Below are 22,133 nucleotides of genomic sequence, written 5' to 3'. Positions count from 1 at the left end.
CATCGGCAACGATGAAAAATTGCGTGGGAATTACGTTTACGGAGGAAATTTATTTACCTTTGTGCGATTAAAAAGGTCAATATTAAATTGATGCATTCCTAAACAGACGCAAATGCATCACAATGAAAACACAATGAGTTATAACGAAAAGAAAGTAACGATTGAAATGGGTGGCGGATTGGCCCCTATTGAATTGTCGACTGGAAAGTTAGCAAAGCAGGCTGACGGGTCAGTTGTATTGAAACAAGGAAAAACCATGCTTTTAGCTACGGTTGTTTCTTCCAAAGAACCGAAAGCTGGTGCTGATTTCTTGCCCCTTTCTGTGGATTACCAAGAAAAATATGCAGCAACAGGACGTATCCCAGGTGGATTCTTACGTCGTGAAGCTAGACTTTCAGATTATGAAGTCTTAATTTCCCGTTTAATTGATAGAGCATTACGTCCTTTATTCCCGGATACCTACCACGCAGATACCCAAGTGATGGTAAGTTTAATCTCTGCGGATAAAGAAATTATGCCGGATGCCTTAGCAGGTTTAGCGGCTTCAGCAGCAATCGCTGTTTCTGATATTCCATTCAATGGTCCGATTTCTGAAGTTCGCGTAGCGAAAATTGATGGCGAATTGCAAATTAACCCTACAGCTACGGCATTAGCATCAGCAAGCTTAGAGTTTCTTGTTGCAGGTTCTGCTCAAGATATCGTGATGGTAGAAGGGGAAGCGAAAGAAATTTCGGAAAGCGAAATGGTAGAAGCCATTGCTTTTGCACATGAGGCCATCAAAAAACAAGTAGCCGCTCAAGTAGAGTTAGCCAAATTGGTAGGTTCAGAAGTAAAACGCGAGTTTGTTCACGAGCCTAGCAACGAAGAGTTGAAAGAGGCGGTTTATGCAGCGACATACGATCAGGTTTATGCTGTTGCAAAATCAGGATCGACCAAGCACGAGCGTACCGAGAAATTCGCGGAAATTGGTCAGGCTTTCTTTGAAACCTTAGGCGAAGAGATCGATGAGGATACACAATTCTTATTGAAAAAATACTACCACGATGTGCAATACGATGCGGTACGTAATTTAGTATTAGACGAAGGAATTCGTTTAGACGGTCGTGATGTTCGCACTGTTCGTCCTATCTGGACGGAGGTCGATTATTTACCAGCAGCACACGGTTCTGCCGTATTTACGCGTGGTGAAACCCAATCATTAACATCGGTAACTTTAGGTTCTAAAGACGATGAGCAAATGATTGATGGTGCTTTTATCAATGGCTACAATAAATTTCTGTTGCACTATAACTTCCCAGGTTTCTCTACCGGTGAAGTAAGACCAAACAGAGGTCCTGGTCGTCGTGAAGTAGGACACGGTAACTTGGCGATGCGTTCCTTGAAGCAAGTATTGCCTTCAGGCGAGCAAAACCCGTATACCATTCGTATTGTTTCGGATATCTTAGAATCTAACGGTTCTTCTTCAATGGCTACTGTTTGTGCTGGTACTTTAGCATTAATGGATGCAGGGGTGCAAATTGCAGCACCTGTTTCAGGTATTGCCATGGGATTGATTACCGACGAAAAAACTGGTAAATACGCCATCCTTTCCGATATCTTAGGTGATGAAGACCACTTAGGAGATATGGACTTCAAAGTAACTGGTACATCCAAAGGTATCGTGGGTTGTCAAATGGACTTAAAAATCAACGGGTTGAAATGGGAAGTGTTAACACAAGCCCTAGACCAAGCGAAAGAAGCTCGTTTACACATCTTAGGTGAAATGGCGAAAACCATTCAAGCTCCTCGTGAAGACTACAAACCACATGCGCCACGTATTATCCAGATTTCTATCGATAAAGAATTTATCGGTGCGGTAATCGGCCCTGGAGGTAAAGTAATCCAAGAGATCCAACGTGAGTCAGGTGCTACCATCTCTATTGAAGAAGTGGATAACAAAGGTATCGTTCAGTTCTTTGCAGAAAACAAAGATTCTATCGATGCTGCTATGGCACGCGTGAAAGCCATCGTTACAAAACCTGAAATTGGTGAAGTATATGAAGGTAAAGTGAAATCTATCATGCCATTTGGTGCATTCGTGGAAATCCTTCCAGGAAAAGACGGTTTATTACATATCTCAGAAATCGATTGGAAACGTCTAGAAACAATGGACGGTGTATTCAACGAAGGCGATATGGTAACTGTTAAATTATTAGATATCGATAAGCAAGGTAAAATGAAACTTTCTCGTAAAGTGTTATTGCCTCGCCCTCCAAAAGAAGATAAGCCTAGACAAGAGCAAAAACCAGCGTCGGATAACCCGGCTACGGATGCTCCACAAGCTTAAACTTTATACAACACATCAGATTAAGGTCAACTTCGGTTGGCCTTTTTTTATGCCCTAAATTCTAAGGTAAGTGCTTCCTGTTTTTCAATTTTTTGGCTTTTTGCTGCAACGTTTCTCTCGCCTTGTTTAGCCCATTGTAAAGGGGATTGATACGGGTGAGAAAGGGGAGTGAAAGGGGTGAGAATAGTATTTAGTATGGAGTATTTAGTAGTTAGATGTAGGGTGGGCAGTAATTAGCGTGTTTGTCATCGTGCTGCCCTCGCTTTGTCATCGTGCTGTCGTCGTGAGGGGGTAAAATGTTTGCAAAATTTATTGGAAGGTGATGACATGAAGTGGCATTGCTTGTTAAGCATTGCTTACAAACTACGGCACGCTATACTGGTAAACTGCGGCCCGCTTTGTGTCGCGTTGTGGCCAGGGTTGTCATGGTGAGCGGAGTCGAACCATTGGTACGTCAATGCAATCAGCAATGCATAATAAGTTGTTAATAAGTGTTTTAGGTTTGATTGATTACACTGACGTACCAATCGTTCGTCCTTCGACTTCGCTCAGGATGACAGCTCACGATGACAAAGCGAGGACAGCACGATGACAACCACCCTACATCTAAATACTAACTACTCCATACTAAATACTACTCCAAACCTTTTCCCTCATTAAACCCTTGTTTCCACGCATTAACCCTCCTTGCTCACTCATCATGGAAAATTAACGCGGAATTATCATCTAGTTTAGCCTTCGAAATCATAAAAACTGGAAAAAAACTTATATAACTATGAAAACAAAATTTATAATACTGCTGCTGGGAATAGCGCTTCTTGGGAGTAGTTCCTGTAAAAAGGGAGAAGCAGGGCCAACCGGTCCCGAAGGAAAGCAAGGTATTCAGGGAATTCAAGGGGTTACCGGCGTGAAGGGGGCAGATGGGGCTTCCATTTTTTCGGGAACTGTCGTACCTACAGCAGAAGTAGGGAAAAATGGCGATTATTATTTCAGAACCAGTACGGGGGTATTGTATGGTCCTAAAGTCGCGGCGGGATGGGGAGCAGGGGTGAACCTCAAGGGCGCTAATGGCACCAACGGAACCAACGGCACCAACGGAAAAAATGGCTCCCAGTTTTTATCGGGCACCACAATGCCTGCAGCGAATTTGGGCGCGGTAGGCGACTTTTATTTCAATTCTACGCAGATGATATTATATGGTCCTAAAATGGCAACAGGCTGGGGTATAGGTACGAATTTAAAGGCAGAAGCTAGGGTGATGTATTCGGGATGGAGGTCGCTTGTGCGTATGGTAGATTCCTCTTTCGATAATACTAGAATTCGGGCTGCACATATCTATGAGCCTCAACTCACGACTGAGGTGTTGAAAAATGCGGCCATACTCGTTTACTTGGATTATGGACAAGGCTTATATCCTTTACCTTTTACAAGTAATGCCATAGGTCGGATGTCTACCATTAATTTTCATGCCAAGCCTCGGGAGCTGGTCATCATGCGATTTGTCTATGATGGTGGACCGGTAGTAAGTATAAGTCCCTATATTTTTTTTAGGTATGTTATTATCCCGGGGAATTATTATCTCGCGTTTAAAGAGCGTAAAATAAACTTGAAGGATCCCGCGGCGGTGGAACGGGCAATTAAAGAGATGGAGCACTAAAGGCCCATAAAAAAAGGGTGCCATTTTGGCACCCCTTAGGTTTTACAACATCATGACTCCGGGTATTTCTGCTACTTTTTTATAGTAGGCTATGACTTCATCGGCGTTGTTTACAAAGTTCTCGACGGATATGGACGTGTACTTCCCTCCGGAGGAGCTTTTCTCTGAAAACTTAGCGGAAGCATGGTCGAATAAGGCTTTTACTTGTTCGCCCTGATCGCTATCTGTTTTAACGATAAACTTGAAGGTATAGATGGATGGGAATTGTTCTACTTCAATCAGTTTTTCGCGGAAGTTTTTGTAGAAATCCTGGTCGTTATTATTGCTGTTGTCTTGAATATCTTTGATATTAATGTTATTAAAATCACTCATATTATCTTCTCCTTTCCTGTAGTTAAACAAAATGCATACCTAAGGCTAAAACATGACAAAATGCGTTTTGTTTCCTTTAGTTTTCCATGGATGTAGGCTGGTCTTTTCGTGCAGTTCCGAATTTCTTATTCGGTTTGGCCGACATCTCAAAGATCAACTCGCCGCCTTTCAGCATATCCTGATGTGTGATGTAGCTTTTCGTATATTTCTTACCATTTAAACGTATAGACTTAATGTACAGCTGCTTAGGGCCGTTGTTGCGGGCGGTAATACGGAATGTTTTTCCATTCGGCATTTGAATATCCGCTTGATCGAGCACGGGGCTTCCGAATACATACTCACCGTTTACGGGGGATGCCGGGTATAAGCCCATCATTGACCATACAGCCCAAGCGCTCATTTGTCCGGCATCCTCATTGCCGGCATAGCCATCTGGCCGATCATGGTACATGGAATCGATAATGGTGCGAACTTTTTCTTGTGTTTTCCAGGGTTTTCCGATGTAAGCATACATGTAGGCAATATGGTGACTCGGTTCATTGCCATGGGCATATTGTCCGATAAATCCGCTGGCATCCGGCGATTGGTTCTCACCGGTCATGATGGAAGGTGCTTTGAATAAGGTGTCCAACATCTGCTCCAAGCCGTCTTTTTTAGGGAATAGATTGGCTAGGCCACGCACATCATGAGGCACAAAGAAGGAGTGTTGCCAGGCATTTCCTTCAATGTATTGGCTTTTGTCGAAATCATGCTCCGAATAGAAAGGGTCAAAAGGTTCCATAAATTGGCCGTTTTTCAGCTTGGCACGCATAAAACCGCTCTGCGGATCGAAATGATTGACATAGCTTTTCGCACGTTGGCTGTATTTGAGGTAATCGGCTTTTTTACGAAGCTTGAGCGCCACTAAGGCGATGCAATAATCATCAAAGGCGTATTCTAGGGTTTTCGTTACGGAACCGCCGTTTACATCTTGGGGCACATAGCCATATTCGATATAAGCGGGCACTTCGCGAATGGATTGGTTGGCACTGGCCAGCATGGCTTGGTAGGCATGTTCTGCATCAAGCCCGGGCCAATCTTTTAGAATGGCATCGGCCAATACCGGGATGGCGTGGTAGCCCGTCATGGTATTGGTTTCGAAGGTGCTTAGGTCCCAAACTGGTAGTAGCCCATTTTCATCATAGAAGGCCAGCATGCTGTTTAAAATATCGGTATAGCGTTCGGGTTGGGTAATGCTGAATAAAGGCTTCAGCGCACGGAAAGTGTCCCATAAAGAGAATAGGGTATAGCGTTGTCCGCCATTGGGCATTTGCTTCAGTTGGCCTTTGTAGTTTTTATACTGGCCGTCTTGGTCGGAGTATAAGGTAGGGGATACCGCCGTATGGTATAAAGCAGAATAAAAAACACGCAGGAGCTTTTCGTTGGCCGCTTTAACCTTGATTTTGCCCAGCTCTTTCTCCCATTTATTTTCGGCATCTTGTTTCACCGCCTGAAAGGACCAGGACGGGATTTCGGTTAAGGCCTGCAAGGCCTTCTGCTCATTTGTGGTTGATAAGGCTACTTTTAATTCGACCTGTCGTTGTCCGGGGAAGATAAGCTGTGCATTCACGGCTGGTTCGCCCTTGTTGTTTTTGTTATTCTGGATGCGCAGCTTCTTGTTGCTGTTGGCTTTCCCGTTCAATAAGAAGCGCTTAAATGGCGTCGAAAAACGAACAGCAAAATAAATATGTTGCTGGTTTGCCCAGCCGTAGGAATAGCGTTTTCCGATGAGGGTACTGTCGTTTAACACCTGAATTTCGGTATCAGTAGGTTTGTCCCAATTGTAGGCATGGTTCAGGTCGATGCGGATGGTTGGTTCGCTGTTCGCCGGGAACTGGTACTGATGATAACCTACCCGTTCTGTGCTGGTAAGTTTGGCCTGAATCTTATTTTGCAGGGTTACGGCATAATAACCCGGGCTTGCTTGTTCATCGTTATGTGAAAAGGCGACTCTGGTATCGATTTGATAGCGTGCCTGTGGTTGCAGGAGGGGCATCACGGCAATATCTAGCCAATCGCCGATGCCTGTTCCGCTGAGGTGCATATGGCTGAATCCGGCGATAGAATCTGCGGAGATGTGGTAGCCGCTAACCCAATCCCAACCGTTTTTACCGTTGTCTGGTGACAATTGCACCATGGCAAAGGGCAGGGTTGCTCCGGGGAAAGTATGGCCATGGCCACCTGTTCCGATAAAGGGATCGACGTAGCTACTTAGTTTTTGGGCATAGGCATTTCCGAGGGAAAAGAGGAGAATACCGCCTAAAACAAGAAATTTGTATGCTTTGCTACAATGATTTTTGCTCATAATCGTTATCATAATGTGTTCTACACAAAAATAGTTTTATTTCTGTAATAAATCCTTTTAGCATGATATTTAGCATTTTATTTAGCAAATACTTGCTAAACTTTAGCTGAAATTATATATTTGATAAAATAAACAAGAATCAACCACCGACCTAGTATGAGAAAACGTATTTTAATTAGTGATATTGCAAAAAGTCTGGGGATTTCCGTCACCACGGTATCTTTTATTCTGAATGGTAAAGCCAAGGAAAAACGCATTAGCGAAGGGCTAACCAAGCGGGTGCTAGACTATGTGAAAAAAGTAGGGTATAAACCCAATCAATTGGCGCAAAGTTTACGAACAGGACAGTCGAAAATTTTGGGTTTGATTGTGGAAGATATTTCCAACCCTTTCTTTTCCAACGTAGCGAAGGATATCGAGAAGATTGCCTATGACAATGGTTACCATATTATTTACTGTAGTATGGATAACGACGCCACGAAAGCCAAGGAGCTGATCCAGCTGTTTTACGATCGGCAGGTGGATGGTTATATCATTACCCCGCCCGAAGGCCTGGAGGACACCTTGAGCAACCTGAACAAGAACAATGTGCCATTGGTGTTGTTTGACCGCTATATTCCGACCTTGGAAACCCATTATGTGGTGCTCGATAATTTTAAAGGCGCCTTTGAGGCCACCAGCCACCTTTTGGCGAATCCGCAGAATAAGAAGGTGGGTTATGTGTCGTTGTATTCCAATCAGACCCAGATGCGCGATCGGCTGGAAGGCTATATGAAGGCCATAGATGACCATCAGCAACAAGCTTATATCAAGAAGATCAAAATTGATGAGGAGGAAGGGGAGGCTATTGAGCAGCTGCATGCTTTTATGCACGATAACCGCTTAGATGCTGTTTTGTTTGCGACGAACTACCTGGCTATTGATGGCTTAAAAGCCGTGAAGCAGTATGGTATGAACTTGCCCCATATGGTTGCCTTCGATGATCATACCCTATTCAAATTGCACGAACCGGCTATCTCTGTGGTAACGCAGGATACCAGTGCCATTGCCAATGAATTGATCCATACCCTATTGAATGAAATCAAGGGAAAAAATAAGGAATTACAAAAGATTGTAATTCCTTGTGAGTTGCAAGTTCGCGGCTCTTCTGTTATTTCGCAGGAGACGCTGGAACAAACTTCATAGAAATAGAATTTACACAGTGCCTGGTGTTTTTGGCGGTGAATCCTTCACCCTCAAAAACATGGCCCAGGTGTCCGCCACATTTAGCACATAGAATCTCGGTTCTTCGACCATCTGCATCCGTTTCTCGATGTACAGCCCCCGGAATTTCATCATCAAAGCTAGGCCAACCACAATGCGACTCGAATTTATCCTTGGATAAATAAAGCGGGGCATTGCAACGGCGGCACACATAGGTGCCTTCGGCTTTATTGTTTAATAATTCGCCCGTAAAGGGGCGCTCGGTGCCTTTGTGAAGAATGACATATTCCTCCTCCGGACTTAAGCTATTGTATTTCGATTCGTTGTTCATAGTCGTATTTGTTTGTTGTGACTGCGATTGGGCACAAGCACTGCATAATAAATACAGAAAAAAGAAATTTATCCATTTTATCATGTTCCTAAGTTACCGAATTATTTACGGATTAAAATCACATTAATGTTATATTAGAGGGCGTTTATGGCGTTTCTATGACAACTATTTAGAATGATTATAAATTGATAAATTACGTCATCAAATTGTCAGGGATTGCTTAATAAGTTATACTTTTGTGCATTGTTTTGTACGCTTTAGTGTACATACTCTGAATGTCAACAATTAATTATTACACATAAAATAGTATAAAGTGCTAAATATGAGAAATATCTCATCCGTTTTGGGAAGACTTGCGAAGTCAATATCGATCAGTTTGGTATTGTTATTTGCCGTTACAACAACCTCGCAAGCACAGGATGCCGCGAATGGTGGTGCGCTCTTCAAATCGAACGCCTGTAACTCTTGTCACGCTGTAGGTAAGAAAATTACAGGTCCGGATTTGGCTGGATTGTCCGAGCGCCGTGAAGAAGCTTGGATTGTTAAATGGATTCATAACCCGCAAGGGATGGTGGATTCTGGCGATGAGCAAGCCGTTGCATTGAAGGCTGAATATCCGACAATGATGGCTCCTTATGCTCACTTATCAGAAGGTGATATCAAAGATATCATTGCCTACTTACAAGCTGAGGAAGTAAAATTAGCAGAGAAAAAAGCCGCTGCTCCTGCTGGGGGTGCTGCAGCAAGCTCGGATGCGAGCCCGATGATGATCGTTGGGTTGGTAGCCTTGTTAGTTGTTGCTATTGCGGTGATCTTTGCGTTAAACCGTGTTACAAAAACTTTAGAGAAAGTGATTGCCAACAACCAGGCGAGCATTGCTGAAGCACAAGCGAAGCATGAAGAGGCTGGTGAAAGCAGTGCTGCGAAATTTGCGCAGGCTTTCTTGAAGAATAAGAAACTAGTATTCTTCGTGGTGTTGATGGTTGTCGGTTTATTGGGTGTTGCTGGTTGGAAGGCGATGTGGAACGTAGGTGTGCATGAGGGTTACAAGCCTGTGCAGCCGATTAAGTTCTCACACCAAATTCACGCTGGTGTTAACCAAATCGAATGTCAATACTGTCATGGTGGTGCGTTTAAATCGAAAAATGCATCTATTCCATCGGCCAACGTATGTATGAACTGTCACAACACCGTAACAGGTTCGGATCATTACGATGGTGAGATTTCCCCTGAGATCTTGAAAATCTACCGCGCTGTAGACTTTGATCCGGAGACTAAAACCTACGGTAATAACCCACGTCCTATTGAATGGGTTCGGATTCACAACTTACCTGACTTTGCTTACTTCAACCACTCACAGCACGTAACTGTAGCAGGTGTTGAATGTCAAACTTGTCACGGTCCGATCCAGGATATGGAAGAGGTTTACCAATACTCGCCACTAACGATGAAATGGTGTGTTGATTGTCACAAAGAGACTACGGTTAATACCGATAACGCGTACTACGATCAATTGATTGAAGCACACGAGAAGTTGAAAAAAGGTGAGAAGATGACTGCTGCGATGATCGGTGGATTAGAGTGTGGTAAATGTCACTATTAATAGAATTAATTTAGAAATACGGAATCTTATATATATAGCTTAAATGGAAAGCAATAAAAAATATTGGAAAGGTTTAGAAGAGTTAAATCAGACTCCAGCTTTTGTAGAAGGAAGCAAGAGTGAGTTTGCTGAGCCTATTCCCGTAGAAGATGTGTTAAATGAAGCAGGGTTAAGTACAAAAACGCCACGTCGTGACTTCTTGAAGGCATTAGGATTTGGCTTAGGTGCTGTAACATTGGCTGCATGTAACCGTACGCCAATTCATAAGGCTGTACCTTATGTTATCAAACCGGAAGAAGTTACCCCGGGTATCCCTAACTTTTACGCGTCTTCGTTCAACGGACAGAGTGTTATTGTAAGAACACGTGAAGGACGTCCTATTTCCTTGGAAGCTAACCCGAATGCTGTAGGGTTGAACCAAGGTACAGATGCCCAAACTGCCGCTTCTGTTCTTGACTTATACGATATGTCCAAACTACAGAACCCTCAAATCGGAGGTAAAGATGTAGAATGGTCGCAACTAGATAAAGCCGTAGTTGATGCTTTAACGAAAGCGCAAGCTGCCGGCAAGCAAATTACGATTGTAGCGAATACCGTGAATAGCCCGACTACCTTAGCAGCGATTGCAGCCTTGGCAGCGAAATTCCCGGCAACGAATTTAGTACAAGTAGATGCTGTTTCTTACAGCGGTATTATTGAAGCGAATAAAGCAGCTTTCGGAAAAGCGGTTATTCCTTCATACCATTTTGACAAGGCACAGGTTGTTGTTTCAGTAGCAGCAGACTTCCTTGGCTCGTGGGTAGCTGGTGAAGAACATACACAAGATTATATTAAAAACCGTGACCATAAATCGCTAAAAGGCGGTAAAATGTCACGTCATATTCAATTTGAATCAGGTCTTTCCATGACGGGTTCAAATGCTGATGCACGTGTTGCCATCAAACCTTCTGAAGAAGGCGCGGTATTAGTTTCCTTATACAATGAAATTACCGGTCAGGCTTTAGCAGGTGGTACCAACAATGCGAAAGCGAAGAAAGTAATCAGCCTTGCAGCGAAAGAATTAGTAGCAGCAAAAGGTTCAGCCTTAGTGGTTGCCGGATCAAACGATACCAACGTTCAATTGTTGGTAAACGCGATTAACAGTGCATTGGGTGCTTACGGTGCAATTATCGACTTAGATAACTACTCGAAGCAACACCAAGGTTCAGATGCAGCATTCCAACAATTCTTAACAGCGGCAAAAGCTGGACAGGTTGGGGTAGCCTTCTTCTTGAACAGCAACCCGGTTTATGATTACTTTAAAGCAGATGACATTAAAGCAGCGCTTGCGAAGATCGATTATACGGTATCTTTCGCAGACCGAGCTGACGAAACTGCTTCTGAATTAAAAGCCATTGCGCCAAATTGTACATTCTTAGAAGCATGGGGCGATTCTTCATCGAAAGAAGGCTTGTTTACTATCATTCAGCCTACCATCAACCCTGTTTTCAATACACGTCAAGTAGAACAATCTTTATTAGTTTGGGCAGGCGTGAACAAACCAATCCACGATTTCGTAAAAGAATACTGGGAAGCCAACATCTTAGCAGGTACTGGAAAGGCTTGGAAAGATGTATTGCAACAAGGTTTTGTATTTAAAGGATCGGCTACAGGCTCATCGTACAGCGCAGCTGTGGATGTGAATGCAGCAGCAGCGGCGATTGCCAACGATAGCAAACGTTTAGCAGGCGGGGTAGAGTTGAAATTGTACGAATCGACTACCTTAAGAGATGGTCGTTACGCGAACAACGCCTACTTACAAGAACTTCCTGATCCAGTTTCCAAAGTAACTTGGGATAACTATGCTGCCATCAACCCACAAGATGCTGCCGAGTTAGGGGTTAAAGAAACCGGAAAAGTTACGGTAGAAGCCAACGGTTACAAAGTTGATTTACCAGTGGTATTACAGCCAGGACAAGCTAGAGGAACGGTTTCTGTAGCGGTAGGTTATGGTCGTACGAAAGTAGGTAAAGCAGGTAACAATGTAGGGGTAAATGCGTATCCATTTGCAAGCTTAGTAAACGGCACAGTTCAGTTTACAGCGAAAGCATCGGTTAGCAAAGCTTCTGGCATCTACGAATTAGCACAAACACAAACACACCACACGATTGAAGGTCGTAATATTATTCGCGAGACTTCTTTCGCGAAATACTTAAAAGATCCGAATTCAGAGTCTGGTCGTTTTTCAGATTCACACCAAACTTATGACTTATGGAATAAGTTTGAGCAACCAGGTCACCGTTGGGTTATGGCGATTGACTTGAACGCTTGTACAGGTTGTGGATCATGTATCGTAGCCTGTAACGTAGAGAATAACATTCCTGTGGTAGGTCGTGACGAGGTTCGTCGTCGTCGTGAGATGCACTGGTTGCGTATTGACCGTTACTACACCATCAATTCAGGTGATGCTAAATTGACGAAAGAGAATGATATCGCTGACGCGGAAGGTCTTGATTACGAAGACATCACCGTGGTTCACCAGCCGATGTTATGTCAGCACTGTGAGCACGCACCATGTGAGACGGTATGTCCGGTATTAGCGACGGTTCACTCGTCTGAAGGCTTAAACCATATGGCTTACAACCGTTGTTTCGGTACGCGTTACTGTGCGAACAACTGTCCATATAAAGTACGTCGTTTCAACTGGTTCAACTACTGGAATGATTCACGTTTTGACAACTACTTGAACAACGAGTTTACACAATTAGTATTGAATCCAGATGTAACTACGCGTTCTCGCGGGGTTATGGAGAAATGTTCGATGTGTATCCAACGTATCCAAGCTGGTAAGTTGAAGGCAAAAATCGAAAATCGTAAAGTAAAAGATGGCGATATCCAAATGGCATGTCAAGCGGCATGTTCGGCCAACGCCATTATCTTTGGTGATGCTAATGATCCAGAATCTGAGGTTTCAAAAGCGTTACGTAACGAACGTGTATACTACGTATTAGAGGAAATCAACGTGCAACCAAACATTGGTTACATGACGAAAGTTAGAAACACCTTTGAAGCGTAATTTATTCCATACTGAAATAAAATAACTATGTCATCGCATAACGAATCAATATTAAGAGAACCATTAGTAACCGGCAAGAACATCACGTATGCAAAAGTTACAGATGATATCTTGCTACCGGTTGAAAATAAACCGAACAAGGCTTGGTGGATTGGCTTTACAGTAGCTGTCCTTGGCGCCATGTTATGGGTAGTGAGTGTTGGATACACTTTTTGGACAGGTATCGGCGCCTGGGGTTTGAACAAAACCGTAGGTTGGGCTTGGGATATCACCGACTTCGTATGGTGGGTGGGTATTGGTCACGCCGGAACCCTGATTTCCGCAGTATTATTATTATTCCGTCAGAACTGGCGGAACTCCATTAACCGCTCGGCAGAGGCGATGACAATCTTTGCCGTAATCTGTGCGGCAACCTACGTTGTTGCTCACATGGGTCGTCCGTGGTTAGCTTATTGGATTTTCCCTTTACCAAACCAGTTTGGTTCCCTATGGGTAAACTTTAACTCGCCTTTGGTATGGGATGCCTTCGCGATCTCTACGTACTTCACGGTATCCTTAGTATTCTGGTACTGTGGTTTATTACCGGATATCGCTTCTGTTCGCGACCGTGCAACAGGCTTAAAACGTAGAATCTATTCGATCTTATCTTTTGGTTGGAACGGATCGGTTAAAACTTGGCAACGTTTTGAAATCGTTTCTTTGATTTTAGCTGGTATCTCTACCCCATTAGTACTTTCGGTACACACCATCGTATCCATGGACTTTGCTACCTCGGTAATTCCAGGATGGCACACCACGATCTTCCCTCCATACTTCGTTGCTGGAGCGATCTTCTCGGGTTTCGCGATGGTACAAACCCTATTATTGATCCTTCGTAAAGTAATGAACTTTGAAGACTACATCACGATGTTCCACATCGAGTCGATGAACAAGATCATTATGACCACAGGTTCTATCGTAGGTATCGCTTATTTAACGGAGTTATTTATTGCATGGTACTCAGGTTCAGAGTACGAGATGTATGCGTTCGCCAACCGTGTTGCTGGACCGTATGCATGGGCGTACTGGGCGATGATGACCTGTAACGTAATTTCGCCACAGTTATTCTGGTTCAAGAAAATCAGAACCAGTATTCCAATCTCTTGGGTATTATCTATTGTGGTAAACATCGGGATGTGGTTTGAGCGTTTTGTAATTATCGTTACTTCCTTACACCGTGACTACTTACCATCATCATGGGCGATGTTCTATCCAACATGGGTGGATGTAGGTATCTTCGTAGGATCTATTGGTTTATTCTTTACCCTATTCTTATTGTTCATCCGTTTCTTACCAGGTATTGCAATTGCAGAGGTGAAATTATTGTTGAAGAGCGCGAGCTTACAACAGAAAACGAAATTGGTTCAAGAAGGTGCATTCCCTGAGGATCAAGTGGAGTTCTTCAGAAATTCTTTGGAGAAATACGATTCAGTAACAGAAGAGGATATTAAAGCATTAAAGAAAAAATAATAGCAATGAGCAATACAAAATATATACTAGGAAGTTTTGCGGATCCTGATGAAATGATGCACGGGATTGACAAGTTGCAAGCAAATAACATTAGCATTTTCGATTGTTTCACACCTATGCCTATCCACGGCATCGAGGCTAAGTTAGGTGTAAAGCCATCTCGTTTACCCATTGCTGCTTTTATTTTTGGCGCATTGGGTACCACCTTGGGATTTGCCTTGTTGTTCTATACGATGGCTTACGATTGGCCGATGAATATTGGGGGTAAACCTTCTTTACCATTGCCTAACTTTGTTCCAGTAACCTTCGAGGTGACGATCTTGTTATGTGCATTGGGTATGGTTGCTACCTTCTTTTACCGGAACCACTTATTCCCAGGCCGTGCTCCACGGGTGATGGACTTACGTGCGACCGATGATCGTTTTATTATCGCAATTGATGCTCGTGAAAATACTGACCATGCGTTAATCGATACGCTATTGAAAGAAGCAGGTGCAGTAGAAGTTAAATACAATGAAAGAAAATATGTTAGCTATGAATAAGAAGAATTTTCTTGGAACTGTATGTGTAGCTGCTGCTTTAGCGGCGGTAGTTTCTGCCTGCGGAGATGGAACGACACGCAGTACAGGTTTAGAATTCTCGCGAAATATGTATGATCCGATTGCTTTTAACCCGGATCAGCCAAATGATAATTTTAAGGATAAAAAAACTGCGCAACTTCCGCCAGCTGGCACTACCCCACTCGGATTTGAGCGTTTCGAATATGCCAATACGGTGGAAGATTACGAGCGTGCAGGTGTTGAAGTTAAAAATCCATTAATCGTTGACAAGGCGAATTTGGCGCATGGAGAAACTTTATTCTTGACCTACTGTGCAGTATGTCATGGTAAAGATGGAGCAGGTGATGGGCCGATTACGAAAGACCGTTCTGTAACGGATTCTCGTGGCACCAGAGCTTTAGAAAACTTCCCTCCGCCGCCATCTTATCACCAATCTGCGGGTGTACCGTCATCCCGTGGTGGTAAAATGTCTGAGTTAACCGATGGAAAAATTTACCATACCATCACTTACGGATATAACTCGATGGGAGCACATGCTTCCCAGTTGACTCCGGAAGAGCGTTGGCAAGTGGTAATGTACGTTCATGAATTACAAAAAAAATAATCTAACATCGATATTATAAATGGGAACTCACAATCATCATCACAATTATAATTTCAGCGAGCAATTTCAATTTGCCGGCATCGCGAAGGTGTTGAGCTTGGTTGCTATCGTTGTCGGAATTGCCGCAATTGCAATGGGCTTACTTTCCAGTGACCATATTATGGTTGAGCGTACATATGCCAATTTATTATTGATGGGGTATTATTTCACCTGTGTATGTGCTGCCGGAGCCTTCTTCGTCGCCTTACAGATGGTTACTCAATCGGGTTGGTCTGCTGGTTTACTACGTATTCCACAGGCTATGGCTAGCGTATTGCCGATTGCTTCAATTTTATTATTAGTTATTGTAGGCTTAGGATTAACCACACACAATCTGTACCATCACTGGCATGCAGATGGGTTAACTGATCCGAACAGCCCGAATTACGATGCTTTAGTTGCTGGAAAAGCAGCCTTCTTAAATGTACCAGGATTTTTGATCCGTCAGATCTTGTTCATGGGAAGCTACAGTATCTTTGCGTTCATCTTAGCTAAATTATCGTACAATGAAGATTTAGCAGGTGGCTTAACCTCTTACAAAAAGAGCTTTAAATTATCCGCTATATTCTTAGTAATCTTCGGATTTACCACACCAATTTGGTCATTCGATACCATCATGTCTCTTGAGGCACACTGGTTCTCGACCATGTTCGGCTGGTACAACTTTGCAGCCATGTGGGTTTCTGGTCTTTCGGCTATCGCGATCATCTTGATCTTGGTGAAGAAAGCTGGTTATATGGCTTGGGTTAATGAAAACCACTTACACGACTTAGGAAAGTTAATGTTTGGTTTCTCGATCTTCTGGGCTTACGTTTGGTTTGCACAGTTTATGTTGATTTGGTATTCAAACATTCCGGAAGAAACGGTTTATTTCTACAAACGTTGGGAACCTGAATACAAGCCTTGGTTTTGGTTAAGCATTATTATTAACTTTGTAGCGCCTCTATTATTATTAGTTGACAGAGATGCGAAACGTAAGAACGGCATGATGTTATTTGTTGCTATCTTATTGTTATTAGGACACTGGTTAGATTACTACATCATGATTATGCCAGGAACCGTTGAATCTCACCGTGGATTCGGATATATTGAGATCTGTACGGCTATTGGATTTGTGGGCTTGTTTACCTTCTTGGTGATGTCGAAATTAAGTAAGCATCCGTTAGCTGCGAAACACCATCCATTCCTTGATGAAAGTTTACATCATCAAATATAATAGAGATTAAGTCGAAATTACGTTCAAACGTCTTATAAGAAATGAAGTTCAAATTAAATAACAGATTCAAGTCCTTATTTGGAGGCTTATTAGCGATCAACCTGATGTTGGCCATGCCTGCATTGGCCTCCATGCAGGATACGGTAGCTGACAGCACACAAGTTGAGCAAACGGCTGCTGCACCAGCAGACTCGGCTGCTGCCGCTGTGGATTCTGCCGCTGCTCCTGCAGCAGATTCGGCAACAGTAGCTGCTGCATCAAGCAGTTCATCTACAGCAAGCACTGTAGCTGCCGCTCCGAAAGAAGAAAAGAAAATTGATCCACAGGTATACAAAAACCTGTTGTATTATATCCTTGTATTACTGGTTATCTGTACGGTTGTTGCCGTTATTGGTAAAGTACATTCCATCTACGCCTTAACTAAGCGCGTAAGTGGTAAATACAATCCATTAGCAAACAACACGCTACAAGCGGCCTTATTATTTGTGTTCTTAATTGCTTTCTTAGCCTTTACTTATTACTCATACGCGGTATGGGGAGCATGGTCATGGCGCCCGGCAGCAACAGAACACGGTAAAGATATTGACCGCATGTTTATCATTACGACGATTATTATCACCATCGTATTGGTATTGGTACATATTCTATTGTTAACTTTCAGTTTCATCTATAGAATGCGTGCGAAGCGTACAGCTTATTACTACCCACACAATGACGCTATCGAGCGTTTGTGGACCATCGTTCCAGCTGTTGTATTAACGATCTTGGTATTATTCGGTTTCTTCACTTGGAGATCCATTACGAATATTCCTGAGGATTTGAAAAAATCAGCTCTACAGATTGAAGTATTAGGCGAGCAGTTCCAATGGACTATTCGTTACCCAGGAACTGATGGCGTAATTGGTAAACGTAATTACAAATTGACGACGCCGACCAACTCTTATGGTATCGATTTTAATGATAAATCTGCATGGGATGATATTAAAGGTGATGAGATCGTAATTCCGGTAAACAAATCGGTACGTTTCCACATCATGTCAAAAGATATTATTCACTCTTTCTATATTCCTGATTTCCGTGTTCAAATTAACGCGGTACCAGGTATGACCAACTATTTCCAATTCACACCTACGGTAACTACAGAAGAAATGCGCGACCGTCAAAACGACCCTGCTTATGACTTCTATATGCTATGTGCGAAAATCTGTGGAAGTAGCCACTATAACATGAAGAAGAAAGTTATCGTTGTTACTGAAGCTGAATACAAAGAATGGTTAAGCAAACAAGCGAAATTCTTTACCGAAGATTTGCAGAAAGAGTTCGCTCAGAACGCGGATAATACCGTTAAAGAAACACGTATTGCAGCTTCATTAAATTAATTGAACAGAGAATTATAATAGAATATGTCAACTACAGTTATATCGCACGACGCAGCTCATCACGGTCATGATCACCATCATGAAACGTTCCTGACGAAGTATGTCTTCAGCCAGGATCACAAGATGATTGCTAAGCAATTTTTGATCACAGGTATTGTGATGGCAGTTTTTGCCATGCTTTTGTCGATCTTATTCCGTATTCAACTTGCATGGCCTGATGCTGAATTTCCAATCTTGGAGGTTTTCTTAGGCAAGTGGGCTGAAGGCGGTCGTATCCGACCAGACTTTTTCTTATCCTTGGTAACTATCCACGGTACGATGATGGTATTCTTCGTATTAACGGCTGGTTTATCAGGTACATTCAGTAACTTATTAATCCCTTACCAATTAGGAGCACGTGATATGGCATCGCCATTGATGAACATGCTTTCTTACTGGTTCTTCTTTACTGCTTGTGTGATTATGGTTGCTTCTTTCTTCGTAGAAAGTGGACCAGCATCAGCAGGATGGACAATCTACCCTCCATTATCCGCTGTACCGACGGCAATTCCAGGTTCTGGATTAGGAATGACCTTATGGTTGATCTCCATGGCCTTGTTTATTGCTTCGCAGGTATTAGGTGGTGTGAACTACATCAGTACCGTATTAAACATGCGTACGAAAGGTATGGAGCTTTGGAAAATGCCATTAACAATTTGGGCGTTCTTCTTAACGGCTATCGTAGGTCTATTATCATTCCCGGTATTAGTATCTGCTGTTGTATTATTATTCTTTGACCGTTCTGTAGGTACATCCTTCTATTTATCAGATCTAGTTGTTGGTGGTACAATCCTTCCTAACGAAGGTGGTTCTCCAATCTTATTCCAACACTTATTCTGGTTCTTAGGTCACCCAGAGGTATACATCGTAGTAATGCCAGCTTTAGGTTTAACATCGGAGGTTATCTCTACGAACTCTCGTAAACCTATCTTCGGTTACCACGCGATGGTTTACTCTTTAGTAGGTATTACGGTATTGTCTTTCATCGTTTGGGGTCACCACATGTTCGTAACGGGTATGAGTCCTTTCTTAGGAGGGGTGTTCATGATTACGACCTTGATTATTGCGGTTCCATCAGCGGTAAAAGCCTTTAACTATATTGCTACCTTATGGCGCGGTAACATCCGTTTCACGCCAGCGATGATGTTTGCCATTGGTATGGTTTCCTTCTTCGTATCAGGTGGTTTAACTGGATTATACTTAGGTAATGCTGCCTTAGACATCAACTTACACGATACCTACTTCGTTGTTGCTCACTTCCACTTGGTAATGGGTTCGGCGTCTATCTTTGGTATGCTTAGTGGGGTTTACCACTGGTATCCGAAAATGTTCGGTCGTATGATGGATGAGCGTTTGGGTTACTTCCACTTCTGGTTAACTTTCATCGGCGCTTACTTGGTATTCTTCCCAATGCACTTTATGGGTATTGATGGGGTGCCACGTCGTTACTACGCATTCACGGAATTCCCTTTCATGGAGAAATGGGTTTCTGTAAATATTCTAGTTACTTGGGCTGCAATTGTTTCGGCTGTAGGTCAGATCGCTTTCTTGTGGAACTTCTTCGCATCTATTTGGTGTGGAAAACGTGCGCCACAAAACCCTTGGAACTCCAACACGTTAGAATGGACTACACCTGTAGAACATATCCACGGAAACTGGCCAGGAGAAATTCCTTCGGTTTACCGTTGGCCATATGACTACAGTAAGCCAGGTCATGACGCTGACTTTATTCCTCAAACCGTGCCGCACTCGCAAACCATGAGTTCAAACTTGATTCATGACTGGGAAGGCAATGAATACGGAATTGCTGCTCAACGTGTTTATGACAAAGAGCATAATAGAGAAACAGAAGGGTAGGGTCAAACCTACCTCTCTTTTATACGATATGTTTAGTAAAGGGAGGGATATTGATGTTCCCATCAGCTGAAAAGCGATTTATTCGCATTAACAAGATTACGATCTTCGTTCTTTTCTTAGTGATTACTGCAGGCGGTGTAGTACGGAGTACAGGCTCAGGAATGGGCTGCCCGGACTGGCCGAAATGCTTTAACCGTATCATTCCACCTACGGATGCGTCTCAATTGCCCGAGGGCTATGAGAAACTCTATGTGGAAGGACGCGTGAAAAAGAACATGCGCTTTGCCAATATGATTGAATTCTTTGGTTATAGCCATTTAGCAGATCAAATTCGTCATGATGAGACCATTCTCGAGCATGAAGAATTTAATGCCGCGAAGACCTGGACAGAATATGTAAACCGTTTATTCGGGGTATTGTCTGGATTCTGTTTATTGTTTTCAGCGATCTATTCTTTAACCTATTGGAAAAAGAAAAAAGCCATAGCAATATGGAGCGTTCTTAATCTTATTGTCGTAGTTATACAAGCCTGGTTAGGCTCTATTGTGGTATCGACGAATCTGACACCATGGGTGATCACCATCCATATGTTGTTAGCCATCGTGATTGTATGTATCAGTATTCATACGTATTTCATGGCTGTAACCTATCGGGATAAATCTATATTAAAGAGCAATAGTTCAGATCGTAGCATATTTGTGCTTTCGGTTATTTCTATTGTGCTGCTGGTTATTCAGGTGGTTTATGGTACAGAGGTTCGGGAAGCAATAGATCATTTAAATGCATTAGGAACGGAAAGGAATACCTGGATTGATGCTGTCGGATTGAATTATCACATTCACCGTATCTTAGCTTATATCACTTTTGCACTTACCGCTTATCTTTTCGTGAAGACCAAGTCGGTTTATGTAAAAGCTTCGCAGCAGTACCGCTTCGCCTTAATCGCCTTTGCTTTGGTTTGTATACAGATGTTGTCAGGGATTATATTAGCAAGGTTTCATGTTCCCGCCGTTGCACAAACGGTTCATTTAGTGGTAGCGACATTATTCTTTGGTGCCCAGTATTACTTGATGTTACTGGTGACAAAACCTAAGGAGACATTAGCCCCCGCTGTTTAGGGAAATATTTTGATTATGAAGGAATTTATTTCAGATTTTAACAAACTTGTCAAGTTAAGACTTACATTAACTGTAGTTTTTTCAGCCTCCATTTCTTTTTTAATTGGTGCGACCCAACAAGGAGATATTATCTGGTTTAATTGGGCTTTGTTAACCCTAGGAGGTTTTCTGGTGACAGGTGCCGCGAATGGATTTAACGAAATCATTGAACGTGATTTGGATAAATTGATGGAGCGCACGAAAGACCGACCACTTCCTGCTGGAAGAATGACAAATGGACAAGCCTTGGTATTAAGTGTTTTTATGGGTATTGCCGGGACCTTGGTATTGGTGAACTTAAATTTTATTGCCGGTTTAATTTCGGTGTTCTCCATTTTCCTTTATGCCTTCGTGTATACGCCATTAAAGCAGAAATCGCCTATTGCCGTTTGGGTAGGAGCGATTCCAGGAGCCTTGCCACCACTGATTGGTTATTATGCGGCCTTTGAATCGGCTGGATTCGGATTGGCCTATGCCGCAGTGAGTGAGAAAGCCATTGTCATCACCCCTTTGGTGTTGTTTGCCATTCAGTTTTTCTGGCAGTTTCCACACTTCTGGGCCATCGCATGGGTTGCTGATGATGACTACAAGCGCGCAGGCTTTCGCTTGTTGCCAACAACAAGAAGAGATAAACTATCGGCGTGGATGTTATTTATCTCTGCCGTATTGATGATCCCAGTAGGGTTTTTGCCAATGTATTATGGATTTGGCGGATGGATCTTTACCGGAGTATCTTTAATCGGTGCGTTGATGTTTGCCTGGTATGGCTACCAACATTTACAAAAAATGGAAATTAGTACCGCGAAGAAAATAATGTTTACTTCCTTCGCTTATTTGCCAATCACGCAATTGGTTTTATTATTAGATTTTAAACCTTTTTAA

At 42.9% G+C, this 22,133-nt stretch carries 16 protein-coding genes; 13 read left to right on the top strand and 3 right to left on the bottom strand.

Going from position 1 to position 22,133, the window contains the following annotated elements; translation table 11 throughout:
* Positions 1-133 precede the first annotated feature (133 nt).
* Positions 134-2,326 carry a polyribonucleotide nucleotidyltransferase gene (gene pnp, locus GQF63_RS06545; protein WP_160368419.1) on the top strand — a complete coding sequence of 731 codons (2,193 nt, stop codon included), beginning with the start codon at positions 134-136 and terminating at the stop codon, positions 2,324-2,326.
* A 775-nt stretch (positions 2,327-3,101) separates the two neighbouring features.
* Positions 3,102-3,983, top strand: a complete 882-nt coding sequence (locus GQF63_RS06540; RefSeq protein ID WP_160368418.1) for a hypothetical protein — start codon at positions 3,102-3,104, stop codon at positions 3,981-3,983.
* A gap of 42 nt (positions 3,984-4,025) precedes the next feature.
* Here the strand turns inward: GQF63_RS06540 and GQF63_RS06535 are convergent, their stop codons facing one another.
* Together GQF63_RS06535 and GQF63_RS06530 are read right to left on the bottom strand one after the other, a co-directional pair.
* Positions 4,026-4,355, bottom strand: a complete 330-nt coding sequence (locus GQF63_RS06535; protein WP_160368417.1) for a DUF493 domain-containing protein — start codon at positions 4,353-4,355, stop codon at positions 4,026-4,028.
* A 76-nt stretch (positions 4,356-4,431) separates the two neighbouring features.
* Positions 4,432-6,699: a GH92 family glycosyl hydrolase gene (locus GQF63_RS06530; protein WP_160368416.1), complete on the bottom strand. Its 2,268-nt coding sequence runs from the start codon at positions 6,697-6,699 to the stop codon at positions 4,432-4,434.
* A gap of 156 nt (positions 6,700-6,855) precedes the next feature.
* Between GQF63_RS06530 and GQF63_RS06525 the strand changes: the two genes are divergently transcribed.
* Complete coding sequence (locus GQF63_RS06525; RefSeq protein WP_160368415.1) at positions 6,856-7,884, top strand: LacI family DNA-binding transcriptional regulator; 1,029 nt, start codon at positions 6,856-6,858, stop codon at positions 7,882-7,884.
* Here GQF63_RS06525 and GQF63_RS06520 read toward each other — a convergent pair.
* Positions 7,850-8,317, bottom strand: a complete 468-nt coding sequence (locus GQF63_RS06520; protein WP_160368414.1) for a methionine-R-sulfoxide reductase — start codon at positions 8,315-8,317, stop codon at positions 7,850-7,852. The two genes, GQF63_RS06525 and GQF63_RS06520, sit on opposite strands and share 35 nt — an antisense overlap.
* 238 nt (positions 8,318-8,555) lie before the next feature.
* On the opposite strand from GQF63_RS06520, the gene GQF63_RS06515 reads away from it, so the two are divergent.
* The 10 genes from GQF63_RS06515 to cyoE are packed head-to-tail and all read left to right on the top strand — an operon-like array spanning position 8,556 to position 22,133.
* Positions 8,556-9,836 carry a cytochrome c3 family protein gene (locus GQF63_RS06515; protein ID WP_160368413.1) on the top strand — a complete coding sequence of 427 codons (1,281 nt, stop codon included), beginning with the start codon at positions 8,556-8,558 and terminating at the stop codon, positions 9,834-9,836.
* A 43-nt stretch (positions 9,837-9,879) separates the two neighbouring features.
* Positions 9,880-12,891 carry a TAT-variant-translocated molybdopterin oxidoreductase gene (locus GQF63_RS06510; protein ID WP_160368412.1) on the top strand — a complete coding sequence of 1,004 codons (3,012 nt, stop codon included), beginning with the start codon at positions 9,880-9,882 and terminating at the stop codon, positions 12,889-12,891.
* 27 nt (positions 12,892-12,918) lie between these two features.
* A complete protein-coding gene (gene nrfD, locus GQF63_RS06505) occupies positions 12,919-14,400 on the top strand; it encodes an NrfD/PsrC family molybdoenzyme membrane anchor subunit (RefSeq protein WP_160368411.1) in 1,482 nt (493 codons plus the stop codon).
* A 5-nt stretch (positions 14,401-14,405) separates the two neighbouring features.
* Positions 14,406-14,942, top strand: a complete 537-nt coding sequence (locus GQF63_RS06500) for a DUF3341 domain-containing protein (RefSeq protein ID WP_160368410.1) — start codon at positions 14,406-14,408, stop codon at positions 14,940-14,942.
* Complete coding sequence (locus tag GQF63_RS06495; protein ID WP_160368409.1) at positions 14,914-15,564, top strand: c-type cytochrome; 651 nt, start codon at positions 14,914-14,916, stop codon at positions 15,562-15,564. The genes GQF63_RS06500 and GQF63_RS06495 overlap by 29 nt, the downstream gene beginning before the upstream one ends.
* 19 nt (positions 15,565-15,583) lie before the next feature.
* Positions 15,584-16,819 (top strand): polysulfide reductase NrfD family protein, encoded by a 1,236-nt coding sequence (locus GQF63_RS06490; RefSeq protein WP_160368408.1) that lies wholly within the window; start codon positions 15,584-15,586, stop codon positions 16,817-16,819.
* A 41-nt stretch (positions 16,820-16,860) separates the two neighbouring features.
* On the top strand, positions 16,861-18,198 hold the full coding sequence (locus GQF63_RS06485) for a cytochrome c oxidase subunit II (protein ID WP_160368407.1): 1,338 nt from the start codon (positions 16,861-16,863) through the stop codon (positions 18,196-18,198).
* A 24-nt stretch (positions 18,199-18,222) separates the two neighbouring features.
* On the top strand, positions 18,223-20,094 hold the full coding sequence (locus GQF63_RS06480) for a cytochrome c oxidase subunit I (protein ID WP_160368406.1): 1,872 nt from the start codon (positions 18,223-18,225) through the stop codon (positions 20,092-20,094).
* Between the two features lie 53 nt (positions 20,095-20,147).
* Positions 20,148-21,212 (top strand): COX15/CtaA family protein, encoded by a 1,065-nt coding sequence (locus tag GQF63_RS06475; RefSeq protein ID WP_160368405.1) that lies wholly within the window; start codon positions 20,148-20,150, stop codon positions 21,210-21,212.
* Positions 21,213-21,227: 15 nt separating this feature from the next.
* The gene (gene cyoE / locus GQF63_RS06470) at positions 21,228-22,133 is read left to right on the top strand and encodes a heme o synthase (RefSeq protein WP_160368404.1); all 906 of its coding nucleotides are present in this window, start codon (positions 21,228-21,230) and stop codon (positions 22,131-22,133) included.

The sequence above is a fragment of the Sphingobacterium humi genome, assembly GCF_009768885.1.
In the GTDB taxonomy this organism is placed as follows: Bacteria; Bacteroidota; Bacteroidia; order Sphingobacteriales; family Sphingobacteriaceae; genus Sphingobacterium; species Sphingobacterium humi.
The sequence above is the reverse complement of the archived record's forward strand: the minus strand, read 5'-3'. Positions and strand labels throughout refer to the sequence as shown.